We start from the raw sequence: 23,449 nt of genomic DNA, 5'->3' as shown, positions 1-23,449 counted from the left end.
CAGGAAATCCCGCTGGCTGGAGAGATCAGACCGTGAGGCGTCGGCCGGTTTCGGCATCGAACCAGGTCACATCCTCGGTCGAGAAACCGAGCGTGCAGCGTGCGCCGATCGCGATGCGCCGCACGCCGGGCATGCGCACGAAGATGAGGTCGTGGTCGAGCAAATGCTCCTCCGACGCGCCCGTGAGCAGCCGGCAGCCGATGACCGTCTCGGCGCCGAGGCTTTCCACGACTGCCACTTCCGCCGGAAGCGCCCCTTCGCCTTCGGGGAGTAGCCGCAGCTTTTCCGGGCGGATGCCGAGGATCTGCTTGCTTCCGCCCGGCACCGGGCCGGCATAGGCGAAGCCGAGGGAGGGCGGCACGGTCAGGCGGCCCCTGCCGGCGACGACGGGAATCAGGTTCATCGCCGGAGAGCCGATGAACCTGGCCACGAATGTATTGGCGGGCTCCGCGTAGATCTCGTCGGGCGTGCCGATCTGCTGCACGACGCCGCGGTCGAGGATGATGATCCGCGTCGCCATCGTCATCGCTTCGATCTGATCGTGGGTCACGTAGACGAAGGTCTTGCCCACTTTGTGGTGGAGCGAGGATATCTCGGCGCGCATCTGCATGCGCAGCTTGGCGTCGAGATTGGAGAGCGGCTCGTCGAGCAGGTACACCGAGGGATCGCGGACGAGGGCGCGGGCGAGCGCCACGCGCTGGCGTTGCCCGCCCGATAGCCCCGCCGGCCGACGCTCCAACAAGGGTTCGAGCTCGAGCTGGCGGGCGATGGCCTGGGTCCGCCGGGCGATGTCGGGGCTGCGCATCAGGCGCCGGCGCATGACGGAGTTCAGTCCGGGCAGATGATGCCAGGGCCGGAAGGCATCCATGACGAGCGGGAAGCTGATATTCCCGCGCACCGTCATATGCGGATAGAGCGCATAGGACTGAAAGACGAAGGCTATCCCCCGCTGCTTCGGCGTCCAGTCGTTCGCCCTTGTCCCGTCGAAGCGCAGCTCTCCGGAAGAGATCTCGGTCAGGCCGGCGATCATCCGCAGCAAGGTCGACTTGCCGCAACCCGAAGGGCCGAGCAGCACCAGGAACTCGCCGTCCGGTATCGAAGCCGACAGCGAGGGAATGATCGTGGCTTCTCCGAAGGATTTCGAGAGCTTATCGAGAACGAGTTCCGGCATGGCTATCCTTTGACGGCTCCGGAGGTCAGTCCGGAGACGATGCGGCGCTGGATGAGCAGGAAGAAGGTGATCGCCGGCAGGCTGAACAGCAGCGCCGTGCCCATGACCACCGAGAGCGGCGTCTCGTACTGCCCGATGAAGGAGGCAAGCCCGACGCTGGCAGGCCACAGCTCGCGATTCATCAGGAAGGTCGAGGCGAAGAGATATTCGTTCCAGCCGGCGAAGAAGGCGATGACCGCCGCGGCAGCGAGGCTCGGCGCCACGAGGGGCAGCACGATCATGCAGAGGATGCCGAAGCGCGGGCAGTTGTCGACCTGCGCCGATTCCTCGATCTCATAGGGCACCGTGTCGATGGCCCCCTTGATGATGAAGGTGGCGACCGGCAGGGAAAAGGCCGCGTTAGCCAGTGCCAGACCGGCGAGATCGTTCAGCAGGCCAAGCGTGATGAACATCGCATAGAGCGGCACGAGGATCAGCGCCTCGGGCACTACCTGCGTCATGAACAGCAGGAAGCCGACCAGGCCGCGCCCGCGGAAACGGAAGCGGCTGAGCGCGTAGCCCGCCAGCGAGCCGAGCAGCAGGCTCACGACCGTGGTGCCGGCGGCGATGACGAGCGAATTGACCATCCAGCGCCCGGCCGGCACCTCCCGTATCGCGGCGAGCAGGCTGCCGAGATTGCCGAGCTGCGGCCAGGGCACCTGGCGGCCCACATAGAGCTGGGCCTGGTCGGACAGCGCCGTGGTCGCCATCCAGTAGACCGGGAAGCCCGCCAGCAAGGCCAGCAAGACGACGAGTAGAAAGCGTGGAAGCTTGCCCAGAGATGTCATCGATCCGCCATCCAGCGTGCGCGCCGCCTGTCGACCGTCTGGTGAATCGCGGCAATGAGAAGGGCGAGGAGGAGCCCGACGGCGCCATAGGCGCTCGCCATGCCGAGTTCATGCGCCTCGAAGGCAGTCTGGCGAATGCGGACCACCAGCGTCGAGGTGCTGCCGAGCGGACCGCCTCCGGTGAGCAGATAGATGATATCGAAGCGCCGGATCGACCACACGGCCACCAGCAGGCTGGCGAGTTGCACCGCCGGCAGGATGTGAGGCCAGGTCACGGCGCGGAAGACGTTGAGCGGGTCGGCGCCGTCGACGCGCGCCGCCTCCCGCACCTCCTCCGGCACCGATTGCAGCGCCGCCAGCACCACCAGCATGACGAAGGGCGCCACCTGCCAGATCGTGACCAGGAGGATGGAAGGCAGCGCCCAGTCGATGCTGGTCAGCCAGCGCAGGCGCGAAAGGCCGATGCCGGTCAGGATCTGGTTGAGAACGCCGGAGCGTTCGTTGAACATCCACAGCCAGATCAGCGCTGCCGCGACGTTCGGGACCGCCCAGCCGAACAGCAGCACCGCGCGGATGACCGCCCGCCCGCGGAAGGGCCGGTTGATCGCGAAGGCTGAGACGACACCTAGCGCAACGCCCAGCACGACGGCGCAGCTCGCGTAGAGGATCGTCGCCTTGAGCGAGGCATAGAAGGCGGGCGTCTCGATCAGTCGCGCGTAATTCGCCAGTCCGACGAAGTCTCCCTCGTTCGGCGTGGCGAGCTTGGCATTGGTCAGGCTCATCCACATCTGGCGGGCGAGCGGCCAGAACATGAACAGGCCGAGATAGGTGATCGGCGGCAGAATGAAGGCGTAGGGCAGAGCCCTCGTGCCGAACGGCCTCGCTGCGGATAGCGCCCTTGCGGACATCGATTCACGCCCCTCCCCGCGACCGTTTCGTCGCTCGGCTTGCTGCTTTGCCTTCGCCTGTCGCGCGCCCTGTGAGAGGCCTGCGTCCCTACCCGTCCTAGAAGCGCGCGAGTGCCTGCTTCTGGGCCTCGTCCAGCGCGGTCTTCGGGGCGACGCCCGCGACGATCACCTTCTCGACGGCCTCCATGACCAGACGCATGATCGACGGCGTCTTGGTTTCGTAGCCCGGGATCAGCGTGCTGCGTGCCTTCAGTGCGAGCGCGGCGAAGGTGTCGGCCCAGGGATTGGCGGCGCGGAAGGCGTCGGTCAGCGGCACGTCAGTCGCCAGCGTGTCCGGTCCGGATGCCTCGCGCAAGGCTTGCTGACCCTCGCGGCCGAGAAGCCAGGACAGGAAGGCAAGTGCCTCGTTCTGGTTCTTCGAATGGCGGGAGATGCCGACGAATATCTGCTGATAGGCGCCCGGCTGCGGGAAGGGCAAGGCGGCGGCGCCGACATCGCCGGCGGCGAGCGGCCCTCCGGACGCGATGTTGAGTGTGCCGCCGCTATTGTCGATGCTGAGGCCGATCTGGCGCTGCTTGAAACGCATGCGCTGGGTCGGCATGTCATCGCCGATCGGCACGATGCTGGCGTCATAGACCTTCTTGAAGGCCGCGACAGCCGCGACCGCTTCGGGGGTGTTCAATGTCAGCTTGCCCTGGCCGTCCACCCAGTTGGTGCCGTAGCCATAGGCCCAGTTCTGGAAATCCATGAACCAGCCGGAGAAATCCGCCATCTGGTGCCGGGAGGAGAAGCCGACCGCGCCAGTCTTGTCCTGGATCGCCCTGGCGGCGGCGATCAGCCCGTCGATGTCGCGGGGGATCGCAACGCCGGCGGCCTCGACCAGCTTCTTGTTGTAGATCAGCGCATAGGGAGCGCGCTGCCAGGCCACGCCCAGCCGCTTGCCCTTGAAGACGCCCTGCTCGTTGGTGACGTTGAGCGCAATGCCCTCGGCCGCCTTGTCGAGCGGGACCAGGAAGCCGGCATCGGCGAGCGAGAAGAACAGACCTTCCTGCATCAACGCGATGTCAGGGCCCTGCCCGGCGCCGAGCTCGGTCGTGATCTTGTCGTTGAAATCGGCCGAGGGGATCGCCTCCTGCTGGAATGTCACATGGGGCGCGACCTGCTGGTACTTCTGCAGTGCGGCCCAGAGGCTCTTGCCGCGCAGGGCGTCGAGCCATTGCGAATTGGCGACGACGAGCGTGACCGGCTTCGCTTGTGCCCGCGCCGGGAGCGCGGCGGCAGCGCAGGTCACGCCGAGTGCGGAAACGAGGCTACGGCGCGTCAGCATCATCGCAATCCTTTTTTGCAGCGCAGGCGCTGGCTTTCAGAGCTTGACCCGGTGAGGTTCCAGCGGCGTGTGGCAGGACAGGTTCTCCGCCCCATCGGCCGTGACGAGATAGCAGTCGCCGACATTGCAGCCGGCCACCATCGGATCGAGCCACTGCGAATGGAGCACGAAGGTCATGCCCGGCTCCAGCCGGTCGTGGTTGTTCGAAGCGATGTTGTAATGCGTGAATTTCGGCATCGAGACCTGATGGCCGACATTGGGATTGTGCGGGCCCAGCGTCGCCGGATAGACATGCATCAGCCGGCGCCCCTGCCGCTCCCAATCCTCGTCCGGCACCGCCTGGCGCGGCACCAGCCGCGGCGAGCCGTCCTCGTTGGCCTTCCAGTTGTAGGGCATGGTGCGGCTGTCGGCGGAACTGAGATAGCCGCGCCGGATATAGGGCTCGAAGGACGCGTTCGCGACCTCCGAAACCAGCGCGCCCGGCTTGACGCGCACAGCCGCGGCGCGCACGCCCTCCACGCACATCTCCAGCACCTCCTCCTGCTTCGGCGTGATCGTGCCGATCGCGATCATGCGCGCGATCTGCGCGTTGTAGCCGCGATAGGTCGTGGCGGAGATATAGAGATTGATCAGGTCGCCATCGCGAACGACATGGCCGTAGGGCTTGCCGCAAGCCGTGCCCCAGCGATTGATGCCGATCTGGTAGCCATCGCCGCTTTCGCCGCCACGGGCGAGCTGGGCATAGGTGAAGGCGGCGTAGATTTCATGATCCGTCACACCCGGCCGGGTGACGTGATAGGCCGCCTGGATGCCGATATCGGCGAGCTGGGCGGCGGCGCGCACCAGCCTCTGCTCGGCCGGGCTGCGCAGGCGCTGCATCCGGTCGACGATATCCTGTGCAGCGATGAAGCTCGCCTTCGGCAGCTCCGCCTTCAGCCCGTTCCAGTACCCTGCGGAGGTGGCGTCGCCGATCGTGCCGATCTGCGCGCGGGCGAAGCCCTGATCCTGCAGGAAACCCGCGACTGCCGCGACGACGCGATCCACCATCCTGCCCGGGCGGTTATAGCTCTCGCGCCCCCAGGTCCCGACCTGCCAGATGTCCTCGACCAGCAGCGGTTCGCCGGCCGGCGGCAGCAACACCGAGGAGGAGAAGAACGAAAACAGCGTGAGGGGCTTGTCCTCATCGGTCGGAATGACCAGCACGCCTTCCCGCGCCCAGTCGCAGATATAGCGGAGGTAGGAATTGGAGACGTGATACCAGCCGATGCCGTCGGCATGCACCAGCGTCACATCGTGGCCTGCGACGGTAGCCTCGCGGCGGATGCGGCGCAGCCGGTCGACATATTCGGCCTCCGGCAGCGGATCGACCGGCTGAAAGATGAAGCTAGGCTCAAACCCGTCGAGAAGCCGCTCGAGGCGCCTCGCATCGATCCCTGCAGCAGAGTTCAGACTTACGACGGCCCGGTTCATGAGTATCTGTCCGCAATCTCGATAGTCCCGTCAGGCAAGATTACGATGAAAACTGGGGGGGTGAAGCTCACATCATGCCGCTTGACGCGGCAATGAGCCCGCTAAAACGCCATTTGGAAAAAATCGGCGAGGTCATGAAAAAAAGAAACTGGGTCGAACACCGCGCCGGCCGGAAATACCGCGAATTCTGCGGTGCTCCTTCACAGTCGGCTCCCGCAGTGTGAAAAAAAACGCACGCCTTCACGCGAAAATGCTTCACCCGGGCCCGCCAACCGAGGCGCAGCTGATTACGGAATAAGCCGCGCCTCCCACGCATGACGGGCGACACGCACCGGCTGCGGAGCTCTTTCCCGGTGGTGTCACGTTGATTGCCTGCTGGACAAGGAAACGAATTCGAACTCGTGGCAGGCTCAGGCCGTCGGCGCGCAATCGCAACTCGATGAGGCGGCCGCGCTGATGCTGGGCCAAATCCTAGAGAAGCATGGACTGGCGGCCGAAGCGTTACCTCCAACCGCGCTGTTGGCTCCCGGCATGGAGCGCCTTGCCGAGCGCGGTCCGGCACTGATCTGCCTATGCTATATCGGGCCGCACAACGCCGCTCACATGAAGTATGCCCTCAGGCGCCTTCGCCGCCGCCTGTCGATGGCGATCCTCGTGCTTGGTAAATTGTCGCCGGTTCCCAGTCCCCTGGCGGATATCAAAGGCCCCTTGCCGACGAAGTGGAAACCTCTCTTCGAGGCATCTGCAGGTTGTGCCTTCAGTTCGCAGAAAAAAGAGGCACAGCAGACGATCAAACGCCTCATCTCAAATGAGTAGAGATTTGTAGATGAATAGTCTGAACTAACTGAATATTAATTGGAATTTCCAGCGTCATAAACTCATATAATGCGTGAAATAAAATTGATATTCGACCTCGCCTTGGTGAGAAAAATAACCTGAATTATTTTCTGTTTCCGTGCTATATTATTTAACGGAAGATTTTCATTCCGCAAATCGGAAGGGTTTTCCATGAAAATCCCCTTGCAAACCAAGCCTGCCATCTGGGGTGCCGTTGGTGGCGCGATTGCCCTTGCCGTTGTCGGATTCACCTGGGGTGGCTGGTCGACGGCGTCGTCGAGCGAACGCTTGGCGAAGCTCAGGGCCGAGAATGCCGTTGTCGCGGCCTTGTCTCCGATCTGCGTGAGCAACTTCCAAAAGCAGCCCAATGCCGATGCCGCCCTTGCCGAGCTGAAGAAGATCAGTTCGTGGAGCCAGGGCGATTTCATCGCCAAGGGCGGCTGGGCCACGATGATCGGCAGCCCGTCGCCGGACGCTGCCGTCGCCAAGGCCTGCGCCGAAACGCTCGGCACGGCCAGGACCTGAGACGATCGGCGACAGCCGCACGCAGCGACATCGCTCACGATCACGAGCCATTCCGCGTGAGCAGCGCGGAGATGGTGGCGATCATGTCGCCTCCTGCTCCGCAAGAGGAGTTTCATATGGCCAAGGGACAGACGCGCGGCAATCGAGAGGCCAAGAAGCCCAAGAAGAAAAAGGAAGCGGCGGCAGTGCCCGTGTCCGCAAAGGGCCTGCCAGTAGCGCTCGAACTCGCGGGAAAACCGAAGAAGAAGAGCTGACATGAATACCCGCAGCCGGGAAACCACGGTCACATTCAGGAAGCCGTTCAGGCTGAGCGTGTTGGACCATACGCAGCCTGCCGGCACCTACCGCGTGGTGGTCGACGAGGAGGAGATTCCAGCCGCCTCGTTCCTGGCCTATCGCCAGATCGCCACCATGCTGCACACGCCGTCGCTGTCTTCGTCGGGCAGCTCACAGGTGTTCGCGGTGAGCCCGGGCGAACTGGCCAGCGCGTTGGAGGCTGACCTCAGCGCTTGAAGCATTCCGGTGTGGAGGCCCGCGCGACAGCCTCCGCAGCGCCGGCACATGCGATATGCGCGGCGGAGGAACGCGATGCGTCACTCCGCCATCGCGCGTTTCGATCCCGAGTCGAACGACCGGATCGATCCGATCGCTCGTAAGATTGCTCCAAAACCAGGAGTGCGGCTGTGGCGTCCTTCCGAGCCGCGCCAGCCAGCCGAGGCCGCTTGCGATAGGCGATCGCTCGCGCCGGCGCCAGCGAACGGCCGCTACCCAAGACCGGCGTGGGACGATCCGTCGTCGATGGCCGGCCGCACGAACCAGGAGCCCTATCATGGCGCTCGAACAAGCCTGCATGGAACTGATCCCCAAGCCCTGGGGATCGACCGACCTGCTTCCCTGGAGCGGAACCGGGCATCCCGGCATTCCGATCGGCGAACTCCGGTTCCAGCGCTGCGACAAGCACGCACCGGAACCGGCCCTGCTGCTCAAGCTCCTGTTCACGGAGGAGGCTTTGTCGATTCAGGTACATCCGGACGATGCCGCCGCCCATGCGATGGGGCTGCCGCGCGGGAAAACGGAAGCCTGGTACATCCTGTCCGCTGCATCCGACGCGGCGGTCGGAGTCGGTCTCGAGGCTGCCGTCAATCCGGAGCGATTGCGGGCGGCCATTGCGGATGGCTCGATCGCCCAGCTCGTCGCATGGCACAAGCCGGCCGCAGGCGAGATCATCGCCGTCCCGGCCGGGACGATCCACGCGATCGGCGCAGGCCTCGTGCTCGCCGAGATCCAGCAGCGCAGCGACACGACGTTCCGTCTCTTCGATCATGGCCGTGCCCGCGACCTTCATATCGAGCAGGGCGTTGCCGTGGCTTATGCCGGGCCTGCGGAACGCACCGCGCCGGCACGGCGCCTGAGCGGCGTCCGGACCCTGCTCGTCGCAAATCCCTATTTCGTCTTCGAGCGGATCGACCTGCCTGCCGGATCGATCTGGGAGCTCGATGTCCGGTGCGAGACCTGGCTGGCTGCCATCGCCGGCGACGCCAGGATCGGCGCGTTCGAAATCGGCGTTGGCCAATGCTGTTTCATCGAGGCGCAGGCCGCGCGCATCGCGCCGGGCGAAGCCGGCCTGTCCTGCCTCGTCGCCTATGACGCCGCAACGCCCAACCGCGATCTCCTGCAACGGGTCGACGGGGAGGGCATGCCCCGGTTCCGCGAGACGGTTTCTCCGCCGACCGGGCCGCCACAGGCCGTTGCGAGTTCGCCAGTTCCGTCCACGGAGGCACGATCATGAGCCCGACCAAACGCATCGCCTTCATCGGCAACTCGCTGCCCCGCCGCTGCGGGATCGCGACCTTCACCACGGATCTGCAGCAGGCGATCGCATCCTCCGACGTCGACACCTCCATCGTCGCCATGAATGACGTGGGCGAGAGCTACGACTATCCGTTTTCCGTGCACTGCCAGATTTCCGACCAGCGGCTCGAAGACTATGCGCGTGCGGCCGATTTCCTGAACGAGGGCCGCTTCGATGTCGTCTCCCTCCAGCACGAGTTCGGCATCTTCGGCGGCGAGGCCGGGAGCCATATCATGGCGCTGCTGTCGCGCCTGACCATGCCCGTCGTCACGACGCTCCACACTGTCCTGGCCGAACCGAATGCCGCGCAGCGCGACGTGATGGAGCGGATCATCGATGCCTCGGCCCGCGTGGTCGTCATGGCGGAGAAGGGGCGCGACCTGTTGCGGACCGTCTATCGATTGCCGGCGGACAAGATCGAGGTGATCGCGCATGGCATTCCCGAATTCACCTTTGTCGAGCCCGATGAAGCCAAGGAGAGGCTGGGCTTCGCCGATCACTCCGTCATCCTGACCTTCGGCCTCTTGTCACCCAACAAGGGCATCGAGGTGATGATCGACGCGATGCCCTCGATCCTGAGGCGGCGTCCCGATGCGATCTATGTCGTTCTGGGCGCCACGCATCCCCATCTCGTCCGCGAGCATGGCGAGGCCTATCGCGAAAGCCTGATGGCGCGTGTTCGCGAGCTCGGGGTCGAGGATCACGTCGTCTTTCTCGACCAGTTCGTCGATCAGGCGACGCTGCTCGGCTTCATCTCCATGTGCGATGTCTATGTCACGCCCTATCTCAACGAGGCGCAGATGACGTCGGGCACGCTGTCCTACAGTTTCGGTCTGGGTAAGGCCGTGGTTTCGACGCCCTATTGGCACGCCATGGAATTGCTCGCCGACGGGCGCGGCATCCTCGTGCCCTTCGGCGACGTCGTCGCCATCGGCAACGAGATCGCGGGTCTGCTGACCGATGCGCCCCGGCGCCAGGCCATGAGGCTGCGTGCCTATGCGAGCAGCCGCTCGATGACCTGGGAGCGGACCGCGAAACGCTACCTCGCCGCCTTCGAGACGGACCGCCGAGGTCGTGTACTGAGCGCCGTTGCGGGCTTGAGCCAGCCGAGTGCCCTTCCGGCGACGGTCCCGCCGCCGGAGATGCAGACCGGCCACCTCCTGTCCATGTGCGACGATACCGGGCTGTTCCAGCACGCCGTTCACTCCGTGCCGGACCGCTCGCATGGCTATTGCGTCGATGACAACGCCCGCGCTCTGCTTCTCGCCAACACCCTGAGCGGTACCGGCGAGACGGGTCTGCCGGACGCACTTGCGACACGGTTCGCCTCCTTCATCCAGCACGCCTGGAATCCGGATCGGCGGCGCTTCCGCAATTTCATGAGCTTCGATCGGCGCTGGCTCGAGGAGGCCGGGTCGGAAGACAGCCATGGCCGCACGCTCTGGGCGCTCGGCGTCTGCGCCCGTGACGATGCGAGCACTTCGCGGCGGCAATGGGCTGCCGCGCTCTTCGCCGAGGCCCTGCCCATCATCGAGCGTTTCAGTTCCCCGCGCGCCTGGGCTTTTGCCTTGCTGGGCCTCGACGCTCATTGCGCCACTGCGGTGGCCGCGTCCGTGCGCACGCTTCTCGCCGACCGCTTGCTCGGCCTCATCACGGCGGTCGAAACGCCGGACTGGGTCTGGTTCGAGGAGGGGCTCTCCTATGACAATGCGCGCCTGTCCCAGGCCCTGATCGCGACGGGACTGGCGATGAAGGCGCCGGCCTATATCGAGGCCGGCCTGCGCTCGCTGCGTTGGCTCACGCATCTACAGACGACGCGGGCAGGCCTGTTCAGGCCGGTCGGCTCGGAAAGCTTCGGCGACCGGCGCAGCTCTCCGAAGGCTTTCGACCAGCAGCCGCTGGAGGCGACGGCGGCGATTTCGGCCTGCCTCGCAGCCTGGCGGGCCGATAACGACCCGCAATGGCGCAGCGAAGCCGCGCGCGCTTTCGCCTGGTTCCTGGGCGACAACGACCTCTCCACGCCCCTGGTCGATCTCGACACCGGCGCCTGTCGTGACGGCCTGCATCGCGACCGACCGAACGAGAACCGCGGTGGCGAATCCGTGGTATCCTACCTGCTCAGCCTCGCCGAGATTCGCCAGCTTGCCCGCGTCAGCGGGGATCGCCCGAAACTGGCGCCGCTTCGGGCCTTGCATGCCTGAGCCTTCGGCGACCTTGCTCAAAACAGATCGGCGGACGTCTTGTCCCAGCCCAGTTTCCTAAACCGACAGACCCTGCATCTGCGTCCAGACCCGTCTCGGGTCGTCGTGCGTCGGTTCGGTCCCGCCGGTGAGCCACAGGATTTCAATCCCGCCGAGAAGGCCAAGGCGAACCATATCGTCAACCGGGTTCTATCGCTCGACCCGGACGAGGCGGCGAATCTGCTGGCCGAGGTGCTCGAAAACTTCAACGGCCGGCACCGCAATCTGCTGGAGAGATTCGAGGCGCGCGCCGATGAGATGGAGGATGCCTTTGCCGCTCACGGCGCCTTCACCAAGGTCCAGCGCCAGCTGGTCGGAGCCTATTTCCTGCACGAGTATTCGTTTGAGGCGGCCGCGCTCTTCAACCCGAGCATCATCGCGCATCCCGACCAATCCAATGCTCCAGCCGGCGGGCTTCGCTTCATCCTCAGCGTTCGCGCGGTTGGCGAGGGGCATATCTCGTCCCTGACGTTCCGGTCCGGATCGATCGCGGCGGATGGCGAGGTCAGCGTCGACCCGACCTCGCGCCTGGCGACGATCGCCACCTTGCACAACCGGATGGCGCGGCTCGATGGCGAGGATGTCGAGGTCGTCTTCGCAGCCGATAGCGACATCAGCGAGCGGGTGATCTTTCCCGTGACCGCGGCACAGTCGAACGGCATCGAGGATGCGCGCTTCGTCGCCTTCGAGGAGGATGACGGCATCGTCTATCGCGCCACCTATACGGCCTATGACGGCAGGTCGATCCGCTCCGAGCTGATCGAGACCCGAGACTTCCTGTCGTTCCGGCTGTCGCCGTTGCGGGGGGCGGCTGCCGTGAACAAGGGCATGGCGCTGTTTCCGCGCAAGCTCGGCGGCCGCTACGCGATGATCTCCCGGCAGGACAATGAGAACCTCCATCTGATCTATTCGGATGATCTCCTGACCTGGGACGGCGGGGTCGCGCTCCTGAAGCCGCGATACCCGTGGGAGTTCGTGCAGATCGGCACTTGCGGCTCGCCGATCGAACTCGACGAGGGCTGGCTCCTCCTGATCCACGGCGTCGGAGCGGTCCGAAAATATACGATCGGGGCGGTTCTGCTCGACAAGGCGGACCCATCGAAAGTGTTGGGACGCCTGCGCCAGCCTTTCGTCCAGCCCGAGCCTTCGGAACGGGAAGGATACGTGCCGAACGTCGTCTACACCTGCGGCGCGATACGCCACCGCGACTTGATCGTCCTGCCTTATGCGGTCTCGGACACCTTCTGCCATTTCGCCACGGTGAAGGTCGCAGCCCTCCTTGAAGCCATAGAAGCTGAAGATAGCTGGATGCGTGCCGGCGCACAGGAATAGGCCGGCTACAGCGCCAGTTTTAGGGCGCGCCGGCCCATTCCTGTGCACGGGCACTCGCCGATAGCTTCACAATGCAACACGTCGATCGTTGTTTTTTGCAACAGATCCTCGTGTGTTGCCTTTTCGAATTTGCGTTATGCAACAGACCGTTGTTGCATGAAGCTGCAACTGCAGAATTCTCCAAGTTACACGTAAGACATTGCACTTACGAGAGTATCGAAGTGCAACAGTTGCCGAAACCGCTCGATCTGGAACATAAACTCATGCCGAAACACGGCCAGGGCCGGATGTCAGGCCCGTGTCTCGATGATCAGTCCATCATACGCAACCTCGATATTTCCCTCCAAACGTTTGGACAGGCTCGCATAATCGAGATCGGCATGGAGGTTCGTCAGGATCGCGCGCTTTGGCTTCAACGCTGCGATCGTCTCAAGCGATTGCGCGAGATGGAAATGGCTCGGATGCGGCGTCTCGCGCAAGCAATCGAGGATCAGCACATCAAGCCCCGCCATGGCCTCCAGGGCGGCCGGCGGGATCAGACTGACATCCGGCAGATAAGCCAGATCGCCGAAACGGAAGCCGAGCGCTTCGTAATTCGGCCCGTGCTCGACGCGGAACGGCAGCGCCTCGATCGGGCCTCCGGGGCCGTCGATCGTCCGGCTGCGCCCGGCGCTGATCTCATTCAGATCGAGGATCGGCGGATAGTAGCTGCCCGGCGGCATCTCGAAGAGATAGCCGAAGCGTCCATGCAGCGAAGCCTGCGTCGGCTTGTCGGCATAGATGGGGATGCGACGGTGCATGTGCAGGACCAGCGCGCGCAAATCGTCGATGCCGTGGGTATGGTCGGCGTGGTCATGCGTCATCAGCACGCCGTCGAGCGCCGGAACCTCGGCCGAGAGAAGCTGCTCGCGCAGATCCGGCGACGTGTCGACCAGCACCCGCGTCGTGCCGTCCGGACCGGAACGCGTCACCAGGATCGAGCAGCGCCGGCGGCGGTTCTTCGGATCGGCAGGATCGCAGGCGCCCCAGCCGGAGCCGGGCCGCGGCACACCGCCGGAGGAGCCGCAGCCGAGGATCGTGACCGTCAGCGCCATGGCCGGATCAGGCGACCTGCGCCACGGGCGCGGCGTGATCCATCTTCCAGTAACAACGCTGCGCGTTTTCCGTGGTGATCCGGGCGGCCTCGTCGAAGTCGACGCCGATCGTATCGGCCAGAACCTTCGCTGTCTCAGCGACATAAGCGGGCTGGTTACGCTTGCCTCTGAACGGCACGGGCGCAAGATAGGGCGCGTCCGTCTCGACCAGCAGCCGTTCGCGCGGAACCATGCGGGCGATCCGGCGCAGGTTCTCGGAGGTCTTGAAGGTCAGGATGCCGGAGAAGGAGACATAGAGGCCGAGCTCGACGCCGGTCATCGCCAGCGCTTCGCCGGCCGTGAAACAATGCAGGATGGCGGGGAAGGCGCCCTTCCCCATTTCCTCGCGCAGGATCGCCGCCATGTCGTCATCGGCCTCGCGCGAATGGATGACGAGCGGCAACTGCGTCATGCGCGCCGCGGCGATGTGCGTGCGGAACCCCTGCGCCTGCGCCTCGCGCGGGCTCGAATCGTAGTGATAGTCGAGCCCGGCTTCGCCGATGGCGACGCAGCGTGGGTGACGGGACAGCTCGACGAGCCGTTCGGCCGTGACGTCGAGCTCCTCATGCGCCTGATGCGGATGGGTGCCGACCGAGAACCAGACCGAGGGAAAGCGCTCGGCGATTCCGGCATAGTCCGCGAAACGCGCCACCCGTGTCGAGATCGTCACCATCCGGCCGATGCCGGCGGCCTCGGCCCGCGCGACATAGGCCGGCAGGTCCTCGGCGAAATCCGGAAAGTCGAGATGGCAATGCGTATCGATCAGCATCACGCGGCCTGACCATCCTCGGGCTCGACATAGCGCGGGAAGACCGCGCTCGGCGCCGGCAACGCTGTCCCGCTGCCCAGACGACCGGCCTTGCCGAGTGCCGCGAAATTGCGCGCCTCGGCCGGAACGCCAAGCAGGTCGAGCAATTTGCCCGCGGCCACCGGCATCACCGGCTGCACCAGGATCGCGACCTGCCGGATCACCTCGATCGTGACATAGAGCACGGTGTCACGGCGGGCCGGATCGGTCTTGGTCAAGCGCCAGGGCTCGTTGGCGGCGAAATAGCGGTTCGCCTCCGCCACCACGGCCCAGATCTCGGCGAGCAGGCTGTGCAGGGCGAAATCCTTCATCGCCTCGCGCGCCCTGGCGAGCGCGCCGTCGGCCATGGCGAGCATCGCGTCGTCGGCCTCGGTCAGCGTCCCGCAAGGCGGCACCCTGCCCTCGCAGTTCTTGGCGATCATCGAGAGCGAGCGCTGCGCGAGATTGCCGAGATCGTTGGCGAGGTCGGCATTGATCCGCCCGACGATGGCGTCATGGCTGTAATTGCCGTCCTGGCCGAAGGAGACCTCGCGCAGGAAGAAATAACGCAACTGGTCGACGCCATAGGTCGCGGCGAGGTCGAACGGGTCGACCACATTGCCGAGCGACTTCGACATCTTGGTGCCCTTGTTCAGCAAGAAGCCGTGGCCGAAGACGCGCTTGGGCAGCGGCAGCCCTGCCGACATCAGGAAGGCCGGCCAATAGACCGTGTGGAAGCGGACGATGTCCTTGCCGATGATGTGGACGTCGGCCGGCCAGTAATGGGCGCGCGGGCTCGCCGGATCGGGAAAGCCCGTTCCGGTCAGGTAGTTGTTGAGCGCGTCGACCCAGACATACATGACATGCTTCGGGTCGCCCGGAACGGGCAGCCCCCAGTCGAAGGATGTGCGGCTGATCGAGAGATCCTCGAGCCCGCCTTTGACGAAGGAGACGACTTCGTTCTTCCGCGTCTCGGGCGAGACGAAGTCCGGCACGTCCGCATAAAGCTTCAGCAGCGCGTCCTGGTATTTGGCGAGGCGGAAGAAATAGCTCTCCTCCTCGACCCACTCCACCGGGGTCCCCTGCCCGCCCAGCCGCGTGCCGTCGGGCTGGAGGGTGGTCTCCTCTTCGCCGTAGAAGGCTTCGTCGCGGACGGAATACCAGCCGGAATATTTGGCGAGATAGATGTCGCCATTGGCCTCCATCCGGCGCCAGAGCTCGTCGGTCGAGATCTTGTGGTCAGGATCGGTGGTGCGGATGAAACGGTCGAAGGAACAGCCGAGCGCCTGCTCCATCTCGTGGAAGCGGGCCGCGATCCCGTCAACGAACGCCTTCGGCGAAAGACCGTTCTGAGCGGCCGTGCGCTGCACCTTCTGGCCGTGCTCGTCGGTGCCGGTCATGGCGAAGACGTCGTAGCCGTCGAGCCGCTTGAAGCGCGCGATCGCGTCCGCGGCCACCATCTCATAGGCGTGGCCGATATGCGGCGGCCCGTTGGTATAGTGGATCGCGGTCGTCAGGTAGAATTTCGGGGCCGTGGCCATCATCTGTCCGAGAGCTTCGCTTCACGCTGCGCGCGAGCGGGAAACCGCAGCCGACAGATCATGAAACATCGACATCACCAGCGGGCGGCGGTCGAGATTATAGGTCTCGACCTCGCGCGCCGAACGTTCCAGCTTTTCCCATACCTCCGCCAGCGGTGCAAGGCGCGCCGGTTGCGCCGCAGCATGCGCGTGGAGATGGTCGGAGAGCCAGCCCTGCACCGTCTCGATCATCACGGCGAAGTCGCGCTCGCCGGCCTTGCCGGCGACGTCCTCGGCCAGCGCCAGCAGGGCGGCAAGGTCGATCTGCGGCAAGGCATCGAGCCGTGCCCGCACCGCCTCGACCAGCGCTAGCGTCTCGGGATCGACATAGGTCAGGGCGCGCCTGACCGAGCCTTCCGCGAGATGGGACGCCCGCAGCAGGGCCGACGCGTCGAACGGCGTCTCCATGCGCTCCAGGGCGATGCTCCCGGCCTCGAGCACCTGCTCGGCCGGCAAAGGCTCGAAGCTCAGGAGCCGGCAGCGCGAACGGATCGTTGGCAGCAGCCTTCCCGGCGCATGGGCGACGATGAGGAACAGCGCCCTTGGCGGCGGCTCTTCCAGCAGTTTCAGCAGGGCGTTCGCGGTCGGCCGGTCCATATCCTCGGCGGAATCGACGATGCAGATGCGCCAGCCGCCTTCCGCCGCGCTGGCGCCGAAGCGGTCGATGACGCGGCGAGCCGCATCGACGGGGATGTTGCTGGTGTAGCTCTTGCCGTCCGGCTTCAGGCTGCGGCGCAGCAGATGCAGATCCGGATGCGAGCGGGCCATGACGCGCCGCGTCGCCGGGTCGTTCTCCGGCATGGCGAGGCTGTCGCTACGGGCCGCCCGCTCCGAGGGATCGCCCGCCGCCAGCATGAAGCGCGCGGCACGATAGGCGAAGCTCGCCTTGCCGATGCCCTCCGGGCCGCCGAGCAGCCAGGCATGATGCATCCGGCCGCCGCGCAGCGCATCGAGGAAGGCGCGTTCCTGCGACGCGTGGCCGATCAGGGCCAGGGTCTCGCGCGGATGCGGCGCGATGGGCAGCCGGTCTGGTTCGTCGCTGGTCTCGCGCATCAGGATTCCGGTCCGATTGGGAGGCGGTCGCGCAGGGCGTTCCAGGCGGCGTCGGCGAGTTCTTCCGCCGGCAGCGCCGCATCGATCACGACGCAACGTTGCGGCTCGCGCCTGGCGATGTCCAGATAGGCCCCGCGGAGCTTGCGATGAAAGGCGAGCGCCTCGCCTTCGAAACGATCGACGCTCTCGCCGGGGCTGCGACGCTTGGCGGCGCGGGCGAGACCGATTTCGGGATCGAGATCGAGGATCAGCGTCAATTCCGGCATCAGCCCGTCGATGGTGACCTGTTCGAGCTCGCCGAGCAAACTCGCGTCGATATCGCCGAGGACGCCCTGATAGACGCGGGTCGAATCGATGAAGCGATCGCAGATCACCCAGTTGCCCTGCGCCAGAGCCGGGCGGATCAGGCGGTCGATATGGTCGATCCGCGCCGCCGAAAACATCAGCGCCTCGGCAAAGGCGCCGTATTGTTTGATGCGGCCGGCCAGGATGGCCTCGCGGATGGCTTCCGCCTTTGGCGAGCCGCCGGGCTCGCGCGTCGTGACGACGCTCGCGCCGCCATCGCGCAGCCGTTGCGCCAGCGTCCTCGCCAGCGTCGACTTGCCGGCGCCCTCGCCGCCTTCCAGCGTGATGAAATGACCGTGCTGCACGTCAGGACCGCGTGATCCGGGCGAGCGCCTGACGAACCCAGCCGGTCGAGACTTCGAGCAAGGCATCGAGCGCCCGGCTCTGCAAACTCCCCGCCTTGACCGTCTCCGCGGCGTAGAGCGGAACCTCCAGCGTCTTCACATCGCCGCGCGAGACGACGAGCTGCGCCACCGCGGCGCCTTCCTGCACCGGCACATTCAAGGGGCCCTGATAGACGATCCGGGCCGAGAGGCGCTCGCCCGTGCCACGCGGCAACAGCAGGCTGACCGCGCCCTTGGTCCGCAGGGCAATGCGGCCCTTCTCGCCGCCATAGACGCTGGCCTCGCCGATCACCTCGCCATCGGCGAAGAGCTGGCGCTTCTCAAAGGCTCGGAAACCCCATTCGAGCAGCTTGCGGGCCTCGGCGGCGCGGTCCCGCCCGTTCTTGAGCCCGTTCACCACGACGATCAGCCGCTGGCCGTTCTCGATGGCCGAGCCGACCAGCCCATAGCCGGATTCCTCCAGATCGCCGGTCTGCAATCCATCCGCCCCGATCTCCATCGTCAGCAGCGGATTGCGGTTGACCTGGCGGATCTTGTTCCAGGTGAATTCCTTCTGGCCGAAGATTTTGTAGAGCTCGGGGTAGGTCTTGACGATGTGGTTCGCCAACAGCGCGAGCTCGCGCGCCGTGACCCGCTGTTCGGGATCGGGCATGCCGGTCGCGTTGCGGAAGACGGATTTCGTCAGGCCGAGCGCCCTCACCCGCTCGGTCATGATACGGCCGAAGGTCGCCTCGTCGCCGGCGATCGCTTCGGCCAGCGCAATGGCCGCGTCGTTGCCCGCCTGGACGATCAAGCCCTGCAGGATGTCGGAGAGCTTGATCCGGCTGCGCACCATCGCGAACATCGTCGTGCCGCGCGCCGGGGCGCCGCCCTTGCGCCAGGCATTCTCGGAAATGCCGATCTCGCTATCGAGATTGAGCCGCCCTGCCCCGATTTCCTGGAAGGCGACGAGCGCGGTCGCGATCTTGGCCATGCTGGCCGGCACCATCGGATCGTCGGCCGACTTCTCGTAGAGAACCGCGCCGCTGTCGGAATCGAGCAGGAAGGCGAAGGGCGCCTGCGATTGGAAATTCTGGGCTCGCGCTTCGGGAGCCGCGACGAAGACGAGAAGCAGCAGCGCCAACCCGCGCAGAAACCTTCCCGCGAGGGGGAACGGCCTGCCTTGCGATGTCGGGTCAAACGTCGCGCTCATACTCCGATCTGAAGCAGAGCGCCCCGGCCGAGGTCAAGCCGGGCCAGCGTCAATTCCGTGCCAGCGATTGCAGCGTCTGCGGTGCCAGCCGGTTCAGCGGGTGATTGCCGGAGAAGCGCTCGCCCGGCGCCTTCTCGGGCGTGGCGAACAGGCTTGCGACATTGCCCCGCACCGGCGGCAAGGTCGTACGCAGGGTCGCGGGAACCGCGACCGGCCGGGCTGCGTTGGCAATGGTGTCGAGATCGAACGGACGGTTGGGCGGCAGCGGCGCGGCATGAACCGGCGTACCCGCAGCCGTCGAAACCGGCGTATTCAGCGGCCTCGAACTCGCCGAGGCCAAGCTGGCGACGACGGGGTCGCTCGGCGCGACGACGCGCGGCTGCGGCGGCGCATAAGCCTGCGCGACCGGCTGGCTGGCTGGCGGCGCGCTGACCGGGGCCGGTTCAGGCTCGAATGCGGGCTGTGTGTCCAGGTCCGGGGTCGGCGTGCGCGTGGTCGACACCCCGCTCGCGCTCGCGACCATGGTGCGCGCGCTGGTTCCGGGGATCGGAGCCGGCGAGCCGTCCGTGCGCAGCGTCGCAAGCAGGAGATTATCGTCCGAGCCCGCCAGCGAGGCCTGGCCGAGATATTCCATCTTGATGCGGGCCGTGCCGAGATGGCGGAAGGCCAGCGCCTCGGCCGTCTTCTGCGAAACGTCCATCAGGCGGCCGCCATGGAACGGTCCGCGGTCGTTTACGCGCACGATGATCGAACGGTTATTGAGGAGGTTGGTGACGCGCGCATATGCCGGGAGCGGCATGGTCGGGTGCGCGGCGGTGATGCTGTTGCGGTCGTAGACTTCGCCGTTCGAGGTTCGGCGGCCGTGGAAAGCCTCGCCATACCAGGAGGCCGTGCCGACGGCGCTGTAGCCGACGGGCTTTTCGAATGGGACGTAGCGCTTGCCCGCGACCGAATAGGCTTTTCCGACCAGCAGGCGCCCCCCGCCCTTCGGTACCGGCTCGCCATCGGCGATGACGCGCGGGCTGGCGGCGCCGTATTTCGACTGCGGAAAGGCGCCGATTTCCTTGGAGCGGCGACCGGCAACCTGATTTCCGGCGCAGTTGGCGACGAGCAGCCCGGCGAGAACCACGCAGCCGAGTCTTGCAATGGACATGGAGCCAGAGGGCGCCGTGATCGACCCGGAGTCTTCGGAGGACGTTTCCATGGTCGACAAGCGAGCGCCTCGAATCATGCCGTCATTCCGTCTTTCAAGCCAAAAACGTCGCGCCGGACCAAAGTCGCAAGCGCGACCTTGCCGAGTTTTCGGCTAATTCCATTAAGGGATCGTTAAACGAAGACAGCGCGACGCGCCGCCATCGGAGGGCCATCCCCTGCCTTGGAGCGGGCACAAAAGTGTCGGAAAACGGACACGTGTCAACCCGATCCGCCGACCCTTCGGTTTTTTCGGGGGAACGTTGCGCCTATGCCACGCTCGGAACAGGGTGGTCGCCGGGCCTCGAAAGCGGTCGAAAATCGCCGGATCGGCGTGATTTTGAGCCGAACGGCTGTGCACGGGACAGCTTCCGGGCCACTTGCAAAATCTGTGGGCGAGCGGCATTGAACGGGCCACCGGAAGGGTGGCCGAGTGGTTTAAGGCAGCGGTCTTGAAAACCGCCGTGGGTGCAAGCCCACCGTGGGTTCGAATCCCACCCCTTCCGCCATTGGTTGCCGATCACTGCATCGCCGCCAACTGGCATAGCGAACCATACCCCCGACACGCGCTCCAACACAGAACGAGCTTCATGGTCCAGCGAGGCTGCCTGGCTCGTCTTCGGCACCCAACCCCCTGAAGATGAGCGCTATGATCCTCGCTGCCTGAGCATCCCTGCCGCGATGGGATGGGATTTGCCAGAGGACTCCGAGAAGCATCAAAACATCATCGGCATTTGCATCGCGATCAATCGCGCCGGCGGTCTCGCATGCAGCGATGAGTGAACGCACTGCCAACAGCATCTGCTGATAGGTTTCGCGTTCGTCATCCTCGGACGTGGCCCCTTGCAGAAGTTTTGCCACGCCGCGCTTCATGGCGCTGGAATCCGCCACCTGGGCGCACCACAGACGAAATGCCTCCAGCGGCGGATGCTCCTGCAGAAGCGTGGATGCGAGAGCCGCAAGGGCGTTGATCTCCTTGCGATAAATCGCCAGGGCCAGAGCTTCCCGCGTCGGGAAGTGCCGATAGAGCGTGCCTTGCCCGACTCCGGCTGCCTTGCCGATGGCGCTGAGCGGCGTTTCGGGATCGGCGGTCAGGGCCTTTCGTGCCACCTCGAGGATGCGATCACGGTTGGCGCGGGCGTCCGCTCGCAATCCATCCTCTTGTGCAGCCATATCGCCTCTTGACTAAGCGGACAATTGTCCGTTATTTGGCAACAAGCGGACAGTTGTCCGAATATAGTGCATGTGGAGACGGACATGCAATATGCCAAGCTCGGCCGGACGGGCCTCGATATTTCGCCTATCGCTATTGGCTGTATGGGGTTCGGGGACCCGTCGCGCGGTTACCCTTCCTGGTCGCTCGACGAGGCAGCAAGTCGACGTCTCGTTCGCCATGCACTCGAGGCGGGCATCAATGTCTTCGACACCGCCAATTTGTATTCGAACGGTTCCAGCGAGGAGATCCTCGGGCGGGCCCTGAAGGACTTTGCACACCGCGAAAACGTGGTGATCGCCACCAAACTCAGCGCCCCCATGCGCGACGGACCCAATAGTATGGGGCTATCGCGCAAGGCGATCATGACCGAAGTCGATATGAGCCTCAGGCGCCTGGGCACCGACTATATCGACCTCTACCAAATCCATCGTCGTGACAGGACCACCCCCTGGGAAGAAACGCTCGCGGCCCTGAACGATGTCGTCAGGGCCGGCAAGGTCCGCTATCTCGGCGCATCGTCCATGAAGGCCTGGGAATTCGGCAAAGCGCTACACCTGCAGGAATCCAATGGCTGGGCCCGCTTCGTGTCGATCCAGGATAGCTACAATCTTCTCGACCGCGAGGAAGAGCGCGAGATGCATCCGCTTTGCATCGATGAAGGGGTGCAGACCATCATCTACAGCCCTCTCAACCGCGGCCGGCTGGCCCGGCCGTGGGGTGTGACCACTGCACGAGCGGAAAGCGAAGCGGTCTACAAGCTAGGAGCAGCCACGGCCGACAGCGACAAGCTGATTGTCGATGCGGTGGGGGCGATTGCGGAAGAACGGGGCGTCGGCCGGCCCGTGATTGCGCTGGCCTGGTTGCGTCGCAATCCTGTGGTGGCAGCTCCGATCGTCGGTGCGCTGAAAGCAGAGCATATCGACGACGCCGTGGCCTCCCTGTCGATCAGCCTCACCGACGAGGAGGCGGCACGGCTGGAGGCGCCCTATACGCCGCGGCTCGACCATCAGGGAGTGTCAGACCCGGCCATGCTGCGCCGCGCGGCTGAAACAGCCACAGGATACAGCATCAGCCGTCTCCCCGTCCGTGAACTGAGCCAGGTGACATGAACCTTGCTCGTTCTGGCGACTGACATGTCATCTTCGAGGCGATACTGACGACAACTGTTTGACCGGATCAGAGCGACAGCCGGGCCTGCAGGTCGTTAAGGAGCCACCGGCCAGCCGGGCCAGGTACATGGTCCGCCATACGGGCGGCGTAGATGGTCAGGGCGTTCGCCGGGTCACGGGCATCTTCGGCCAGCTCGAGCCGAACCAGATTGCCGGCTGCGAGATGATCGGCAATCAGATACTCCGGCATGCGGCACCAGCCGAAGCCGGCCAGCAGGAAATCCAGTCTGCGGCCGAGGTCGACAAAGCGCCACCGCGTGGCGCTGGCCAGGCCGTAATTGTTCGCTTCCCGATCGACCGGATCGGACAGGACGAGCTGGATATGGCGCTCCAGGTCGTCGCGGGTTGCCGGACGACCAAGCACTGCCAATGGGTGTTCGGCGCTGACCACGGGCGTCAGCGCCACGCGCAGGATCGGCGAAGCCACGACGTCCTCGGGCACCACCGGCAGCAGCAGGCAGAAGGCCAGTGCGACGTCGCTGCTGCGCAAACGACGCAGCGCCCCGCCCAGCCCCTCGGTCGAGAAGCTGATGGGAAGATGCGGATAGGCCTGGTGCAAAGCGCGCAGGCTTTCGATGAGCGGGGCGGTAGGCACCAGCGGATCTATGGCCAGGGCGAGCTCGGGCTCGATCCCGCCTCGCGCACCGATGGCGACGGCCTCGAAGCGTGCCGCGCTCGAAAGCACCAGTCGGGCCTGATCGACCAGAACCCGGCCCGTTTCAGTCAGGCGGGGGCGATGGGTGCTGCGGTCAAAGAGCTGGACGCCCTGCGCGGCTTCCAATGTCGCTACCGACTGGCTGATTGCCGATTGCGCGCGGCGCAATTGCCGCCCGGCCGCTGAAAAGCTGCCGGTATCAGCAATCGTCACCAGGACGCGCAATTGGTCGAGGCTGAGACTGCCGATCATAATCCATCTCATTAGCCGATAGAGATGATCGGTTTATTATCGC

General features: G+C 65.1%; 23 protein-coding genes and 1 tRNA gene. 10 read left to right on the top strand and 14 right to left on the bottom strand.

From position 1 onward, the window contains the following. Positions 1-25: 25 nt before the first annotated feature. From AB6806_RS06165 to AB6806_RS06145, 5 genes are all read right to left on the bottom strand, one after another. Entirely contained in the window at positions 26-1,171 is a 1,146-nt protein-coding gene (locus tag AB6806_RS06165) for an ABC transporter ATP-binding protein (RefSeq protein ID WP_142020945.1), read from the bottom strand. Positions 1,172-1,173: 2 nt separating this feature from the next. Then, a complete protein-coding gene (locus tag AB6806_RS06160; RefSeq protein WP_142020944.1) occupies positions 1,174-1,998 on the bottom strand; it encodes a carbohydrate ABC transporter permease in 825 nt (274 codons plus the stop codon). Beyond that, positions 1,995-2,906, bottom strand: coding sequence for a carbohydrate ABC transporter permease (locus AB6806_RS06155; protein ID WP_142020943.1), 912 nt, complete (start codon positions 2,904-2,906; stop codon positions 1,995-1,997). Before AB6806_RS06155 ends, AB6806_RS06160 begins: the two co-directional genes overlap by 4 nt. A gap of 97 nt (positions 2,907-3,003) precedes the next feature. After that, entirely contained in the window at positions 3,004-4,233 is a 1,230-nt protein-coding gene (locus AB6806_RS06150; protein WP_370954291.1) for an ABC transporter substrate-binding protein, read from the bottom strand. Between the two features lie 36 nt (positions 4,234-4,269). Continuing rightward, the gene (locus tag AB6806_RS06145; protein ID WP_142020941.1) at positions 4,270-5,703 is read right to left on the bottom strand and encodes a M24 family metallopeptidase; all 1,434 of its coding nucleotides are present in this window, start codon (positions 5,701-5,703) and stop codon (positions 4,270-4,272) included. A gap of 74 nt (positions 5,704-5,777) precedes the next feature. On the opposite strand from AB6806_RS06145, the gene AB6806_RS06140 reads away from it, so the two are divergent. From AB6806_RS06140 to AB6806_RS06105, 8 genes are all read left to right on the top strand, one after another. Further along, positions 5,778-5,927, top strand: coding sequence for a hypothetical protein (locus tag AB6806_RS06140; RefSeq protein WP_185747835.1), 150 nt, complete (start codon positions 5,778-5,780; stop codon positions 5,925-5,927). 232 nt (positions 5,928-6,159) lie between these two features. Next, on the top strand, positions 6,160-6,519 hold the full coding sequence (locus AB6806_RS06135) for a hypothetical protein (protein ID WP_142020940.1): 360 nt from the start codon (positions 6,160-6,162) through the stop codon (positions 6,517-6,519). A gap of 204 nt (positions 6,520-6,723) precedes the next feature. After that, a complete protein-coding gene (locus tag AB6806_RS06130) occupies positions 6,724-7,065 on the top strand; it encodes a hypothetical protein (protein WP_370954290.1) in 342 nt (113 codons plus the stop codon). A 56-nt stretch (positions 7,066-7,121) separates the two neighbouring features. Beyond that, the gene (locus AB6806_RS06125) at positions 7,122-7,319 is read left to right on the top strand and encodes a hypothetical protein (protein ID WP_142020938.1); all 198 of its coding nucleotides are present in this window, start codon (positions 7,122-7,124) and stop codon (positions 7,317-7,319) included. Between the two features lies 1 nt (position 7,320). Then, complete coding sequence (locus AB6806_RS06120; RefSeq protein WP_142020937.1) at positions 7,321-7,578, top strand: hypothetical protein; 258 nt, start codon at positions 7,321-7,323, stop codon at positions 7,576-7,578. A 316-nt stretch (positions 7,579-7,894) separates the two neighbouring features. Then, the gene (locus tag AB6806_RS06115; protein WP_185747834.1) at positions 7,895-8,854 is read left to right on the top strand and encodes a class I mannose-6-phosphate isomerase; all 960 of its coding nucleotides are present in this window, start codon (positions 7,895-7,897) and stop codon (positions 8,852-8,854) included. Further along, on the top strand, positions 8,851-11,118 hold the full coding sequence (locus AB6806_RS06110) for a glycosyltransferase family 4 protein (protein WP_142020936.1): 2,268 nt from the start codon (positions 8,851-8,853) through the stop codon (positions 11,116-11,118). Before AB6806_RS06115 ends, AB6806_RS06110 begins: the two co-directional genes overlap by 4 nt. A gap of 39 nt (positions 11,119-11,157) precedes the next feature. Next, positions 11,158-12,489 (top strand): glycoside hydrolase family 130 protein, encoded by a 1,332-nt coding sequence (locus AB6806_RS06105; protein WP_142020935.1) that lies wholly within the window; start codon positions 11,158-11,160, stop codon positions 12,487-12,489. Positions 12,490-12,779: 290 nt separating this feature from the next. On the opposite strand, the gene AB6806_RS06100 is transcribed toward AB6806_RS06105, so the two are convergent. From AB6806_RS06100 to AB6806_RS06070, 7 genes are read right to left on the bottom strand one after another with little or no spacing between them, the layout of a single operon-like run. Further along, on the bottom strand, positions 12,780-13,583 hold the full coding sequence (locus tag AB6806_RS06100; RefSeq protein ID WP_142020934.1) for an MBL fold metallo-hydrolase: 804 nt from the start codon (positions 13,581-13,583) through the stop codon (positions 12,780-12,782). 7 nt (positions 13,584-13,590) lie between these two features. After that, positions 13,591-14,391: a TatD family hydrolase gene (locus AB6806_RS06095; protein WP_142021076.1), complete on the bottom strand. Its 801-nt coding sequence runs from the start codon at positions 14,389-14,391 to the stop codon at positions 13,591-13,593. Beyond that, on the bottom strand, positions 14,391-15,950 hold the full coding sequence (gene metG, locus AB6806_RS06090; RefSeq protein ID WP_142021075.1) for a methionine--tRNA ligase: 1,560 nt from the start codon (positions 15,948-15,950) through the stop codon (positions 14,391-14,393). Before metG ends, AB6806_RS06095 begins: the two co-directional genes overlap by 1 nt. 21 nt (positions 15,951-15,971) lie before the next feature. Continuing rightward, positions 15,972-17,042: a DNA polymerase III subunit delta' gene (locus tag AB6806_RS06085; protein ID WP_142020933.1), complete on the bottom strand. Its 1,071-nt coding sequence runs from the start codon at positions 17,040-17,042 to the stop codon at positions 15,972-15,974. After that, positions 17,042-17,692, bottom strand: coding sequence for a dTMP kinase (gene tmk / locus AB6806_RS06080; RefSeq protein WP_370954289.1), 651 nt, complete (start codon positions 17,690-17,692; stop codon positions 17,042-17,044). The genes AB6806_RS06085 and tmk overlap by 1 nt, the downstream gene beginning before the upstream one ends. A 1-nt stretch (position 17,693) precedes the next feature. Further along, complete coding sequence (locus AB6806_RS06075) at positions 17,694-18,923, bottom strand: D-alanyl-D-alanine carboxypeptidase family protein (protein ID WP_142020931.1); 1,230 nt, start codon at positions 18,921-18,923, stop codon at positions 17,694-17,696. A gap of 49 nt (positions 18,924-18,972) precedes the next feature. Continuing rightward, the gene (locus AB6806_RS06070) at positions 18,973-20,076 is read right to left on the bottom strand and encodes a septal ring lytic transglycosylase RlpA family protein (protein ID WP_113252311.1); all 1,104 of its coding nucleotides are present in this window, start codon (positions 20,074-20,076) and stop codon (positions 18,973-18,975) included. A 457-nt stretch (positions 20,077-20,533) separates the two neighbouring features. Between AB6806_RS06070 and AB6806_RS06065 the strand changes: the two genes are divergently transcribed. Next, a tRNA-Ser gene (locus tag AB6806_RS06065) sits at positions 20,534-20,623 on the top strand. 79 nt (positions 20,624-20,702) lie between these two features. On the opposite strand, the gene AB6806_RS06060 is transcribed toward AB6806_RS06065, so the two are convergent. Then, positions 20,703-21,287 (bottom strand): TetR/AcrR family transcriptional regulator, encoded by a 585-nt coding sequence (locus AB6806_RS06060; protein ID WP_185747833.1) that lies wholly within the window; start codon positions 21,285-21,287, stop codon positions 20,703-20,705. A gap of 84 nt (positions 21,288-21,371) precedes the next feature. Between AB6806_RS06060 and AB6806_RS06055 the strand changes: the two genes are divergently transcribed. Beyond that, entirely contained in the window at positions 21,372-22,439 is a 1,068-nt protein-coding gene (locus tag AB6806_RS06055; protein WP_370954288.1) for an aldo/keto reductase, read from the top strand. A gap of 67 nt (positions 22,440-22,506) precedes the next feature. Here the strand turns inward: AB6806_RS06055 and AB6806_RS06050 are convergent, their stop codons facing one another. Then, positions 22,507-23,406: a LysR family transcriptional regulator gene (locus AB6806_RS06050; protein WP_370954287.1), complete on the bottom strand. Its 900-nt coding sequence runs from the start codon at positions 23,404-23,406 to the stop codon at positions 22,507-22,509. Positions 23,407-23,449 lie beyond the last annotated feature (43 nt).

It is taken from the genome of Allobosea sp. RCC_152_1 (genome assembly GCF_041360765.1).
Classification (GTDB): Bacteria; Pseudomonadota; Alphaproteobacteria; order Rhizobiales; family Beijerinckiaceae; genus Allobosea; species Allobosea spartocytisi.
This window is presented reverse-complemented; position numbering and strand designations above follow the sequence as displayed.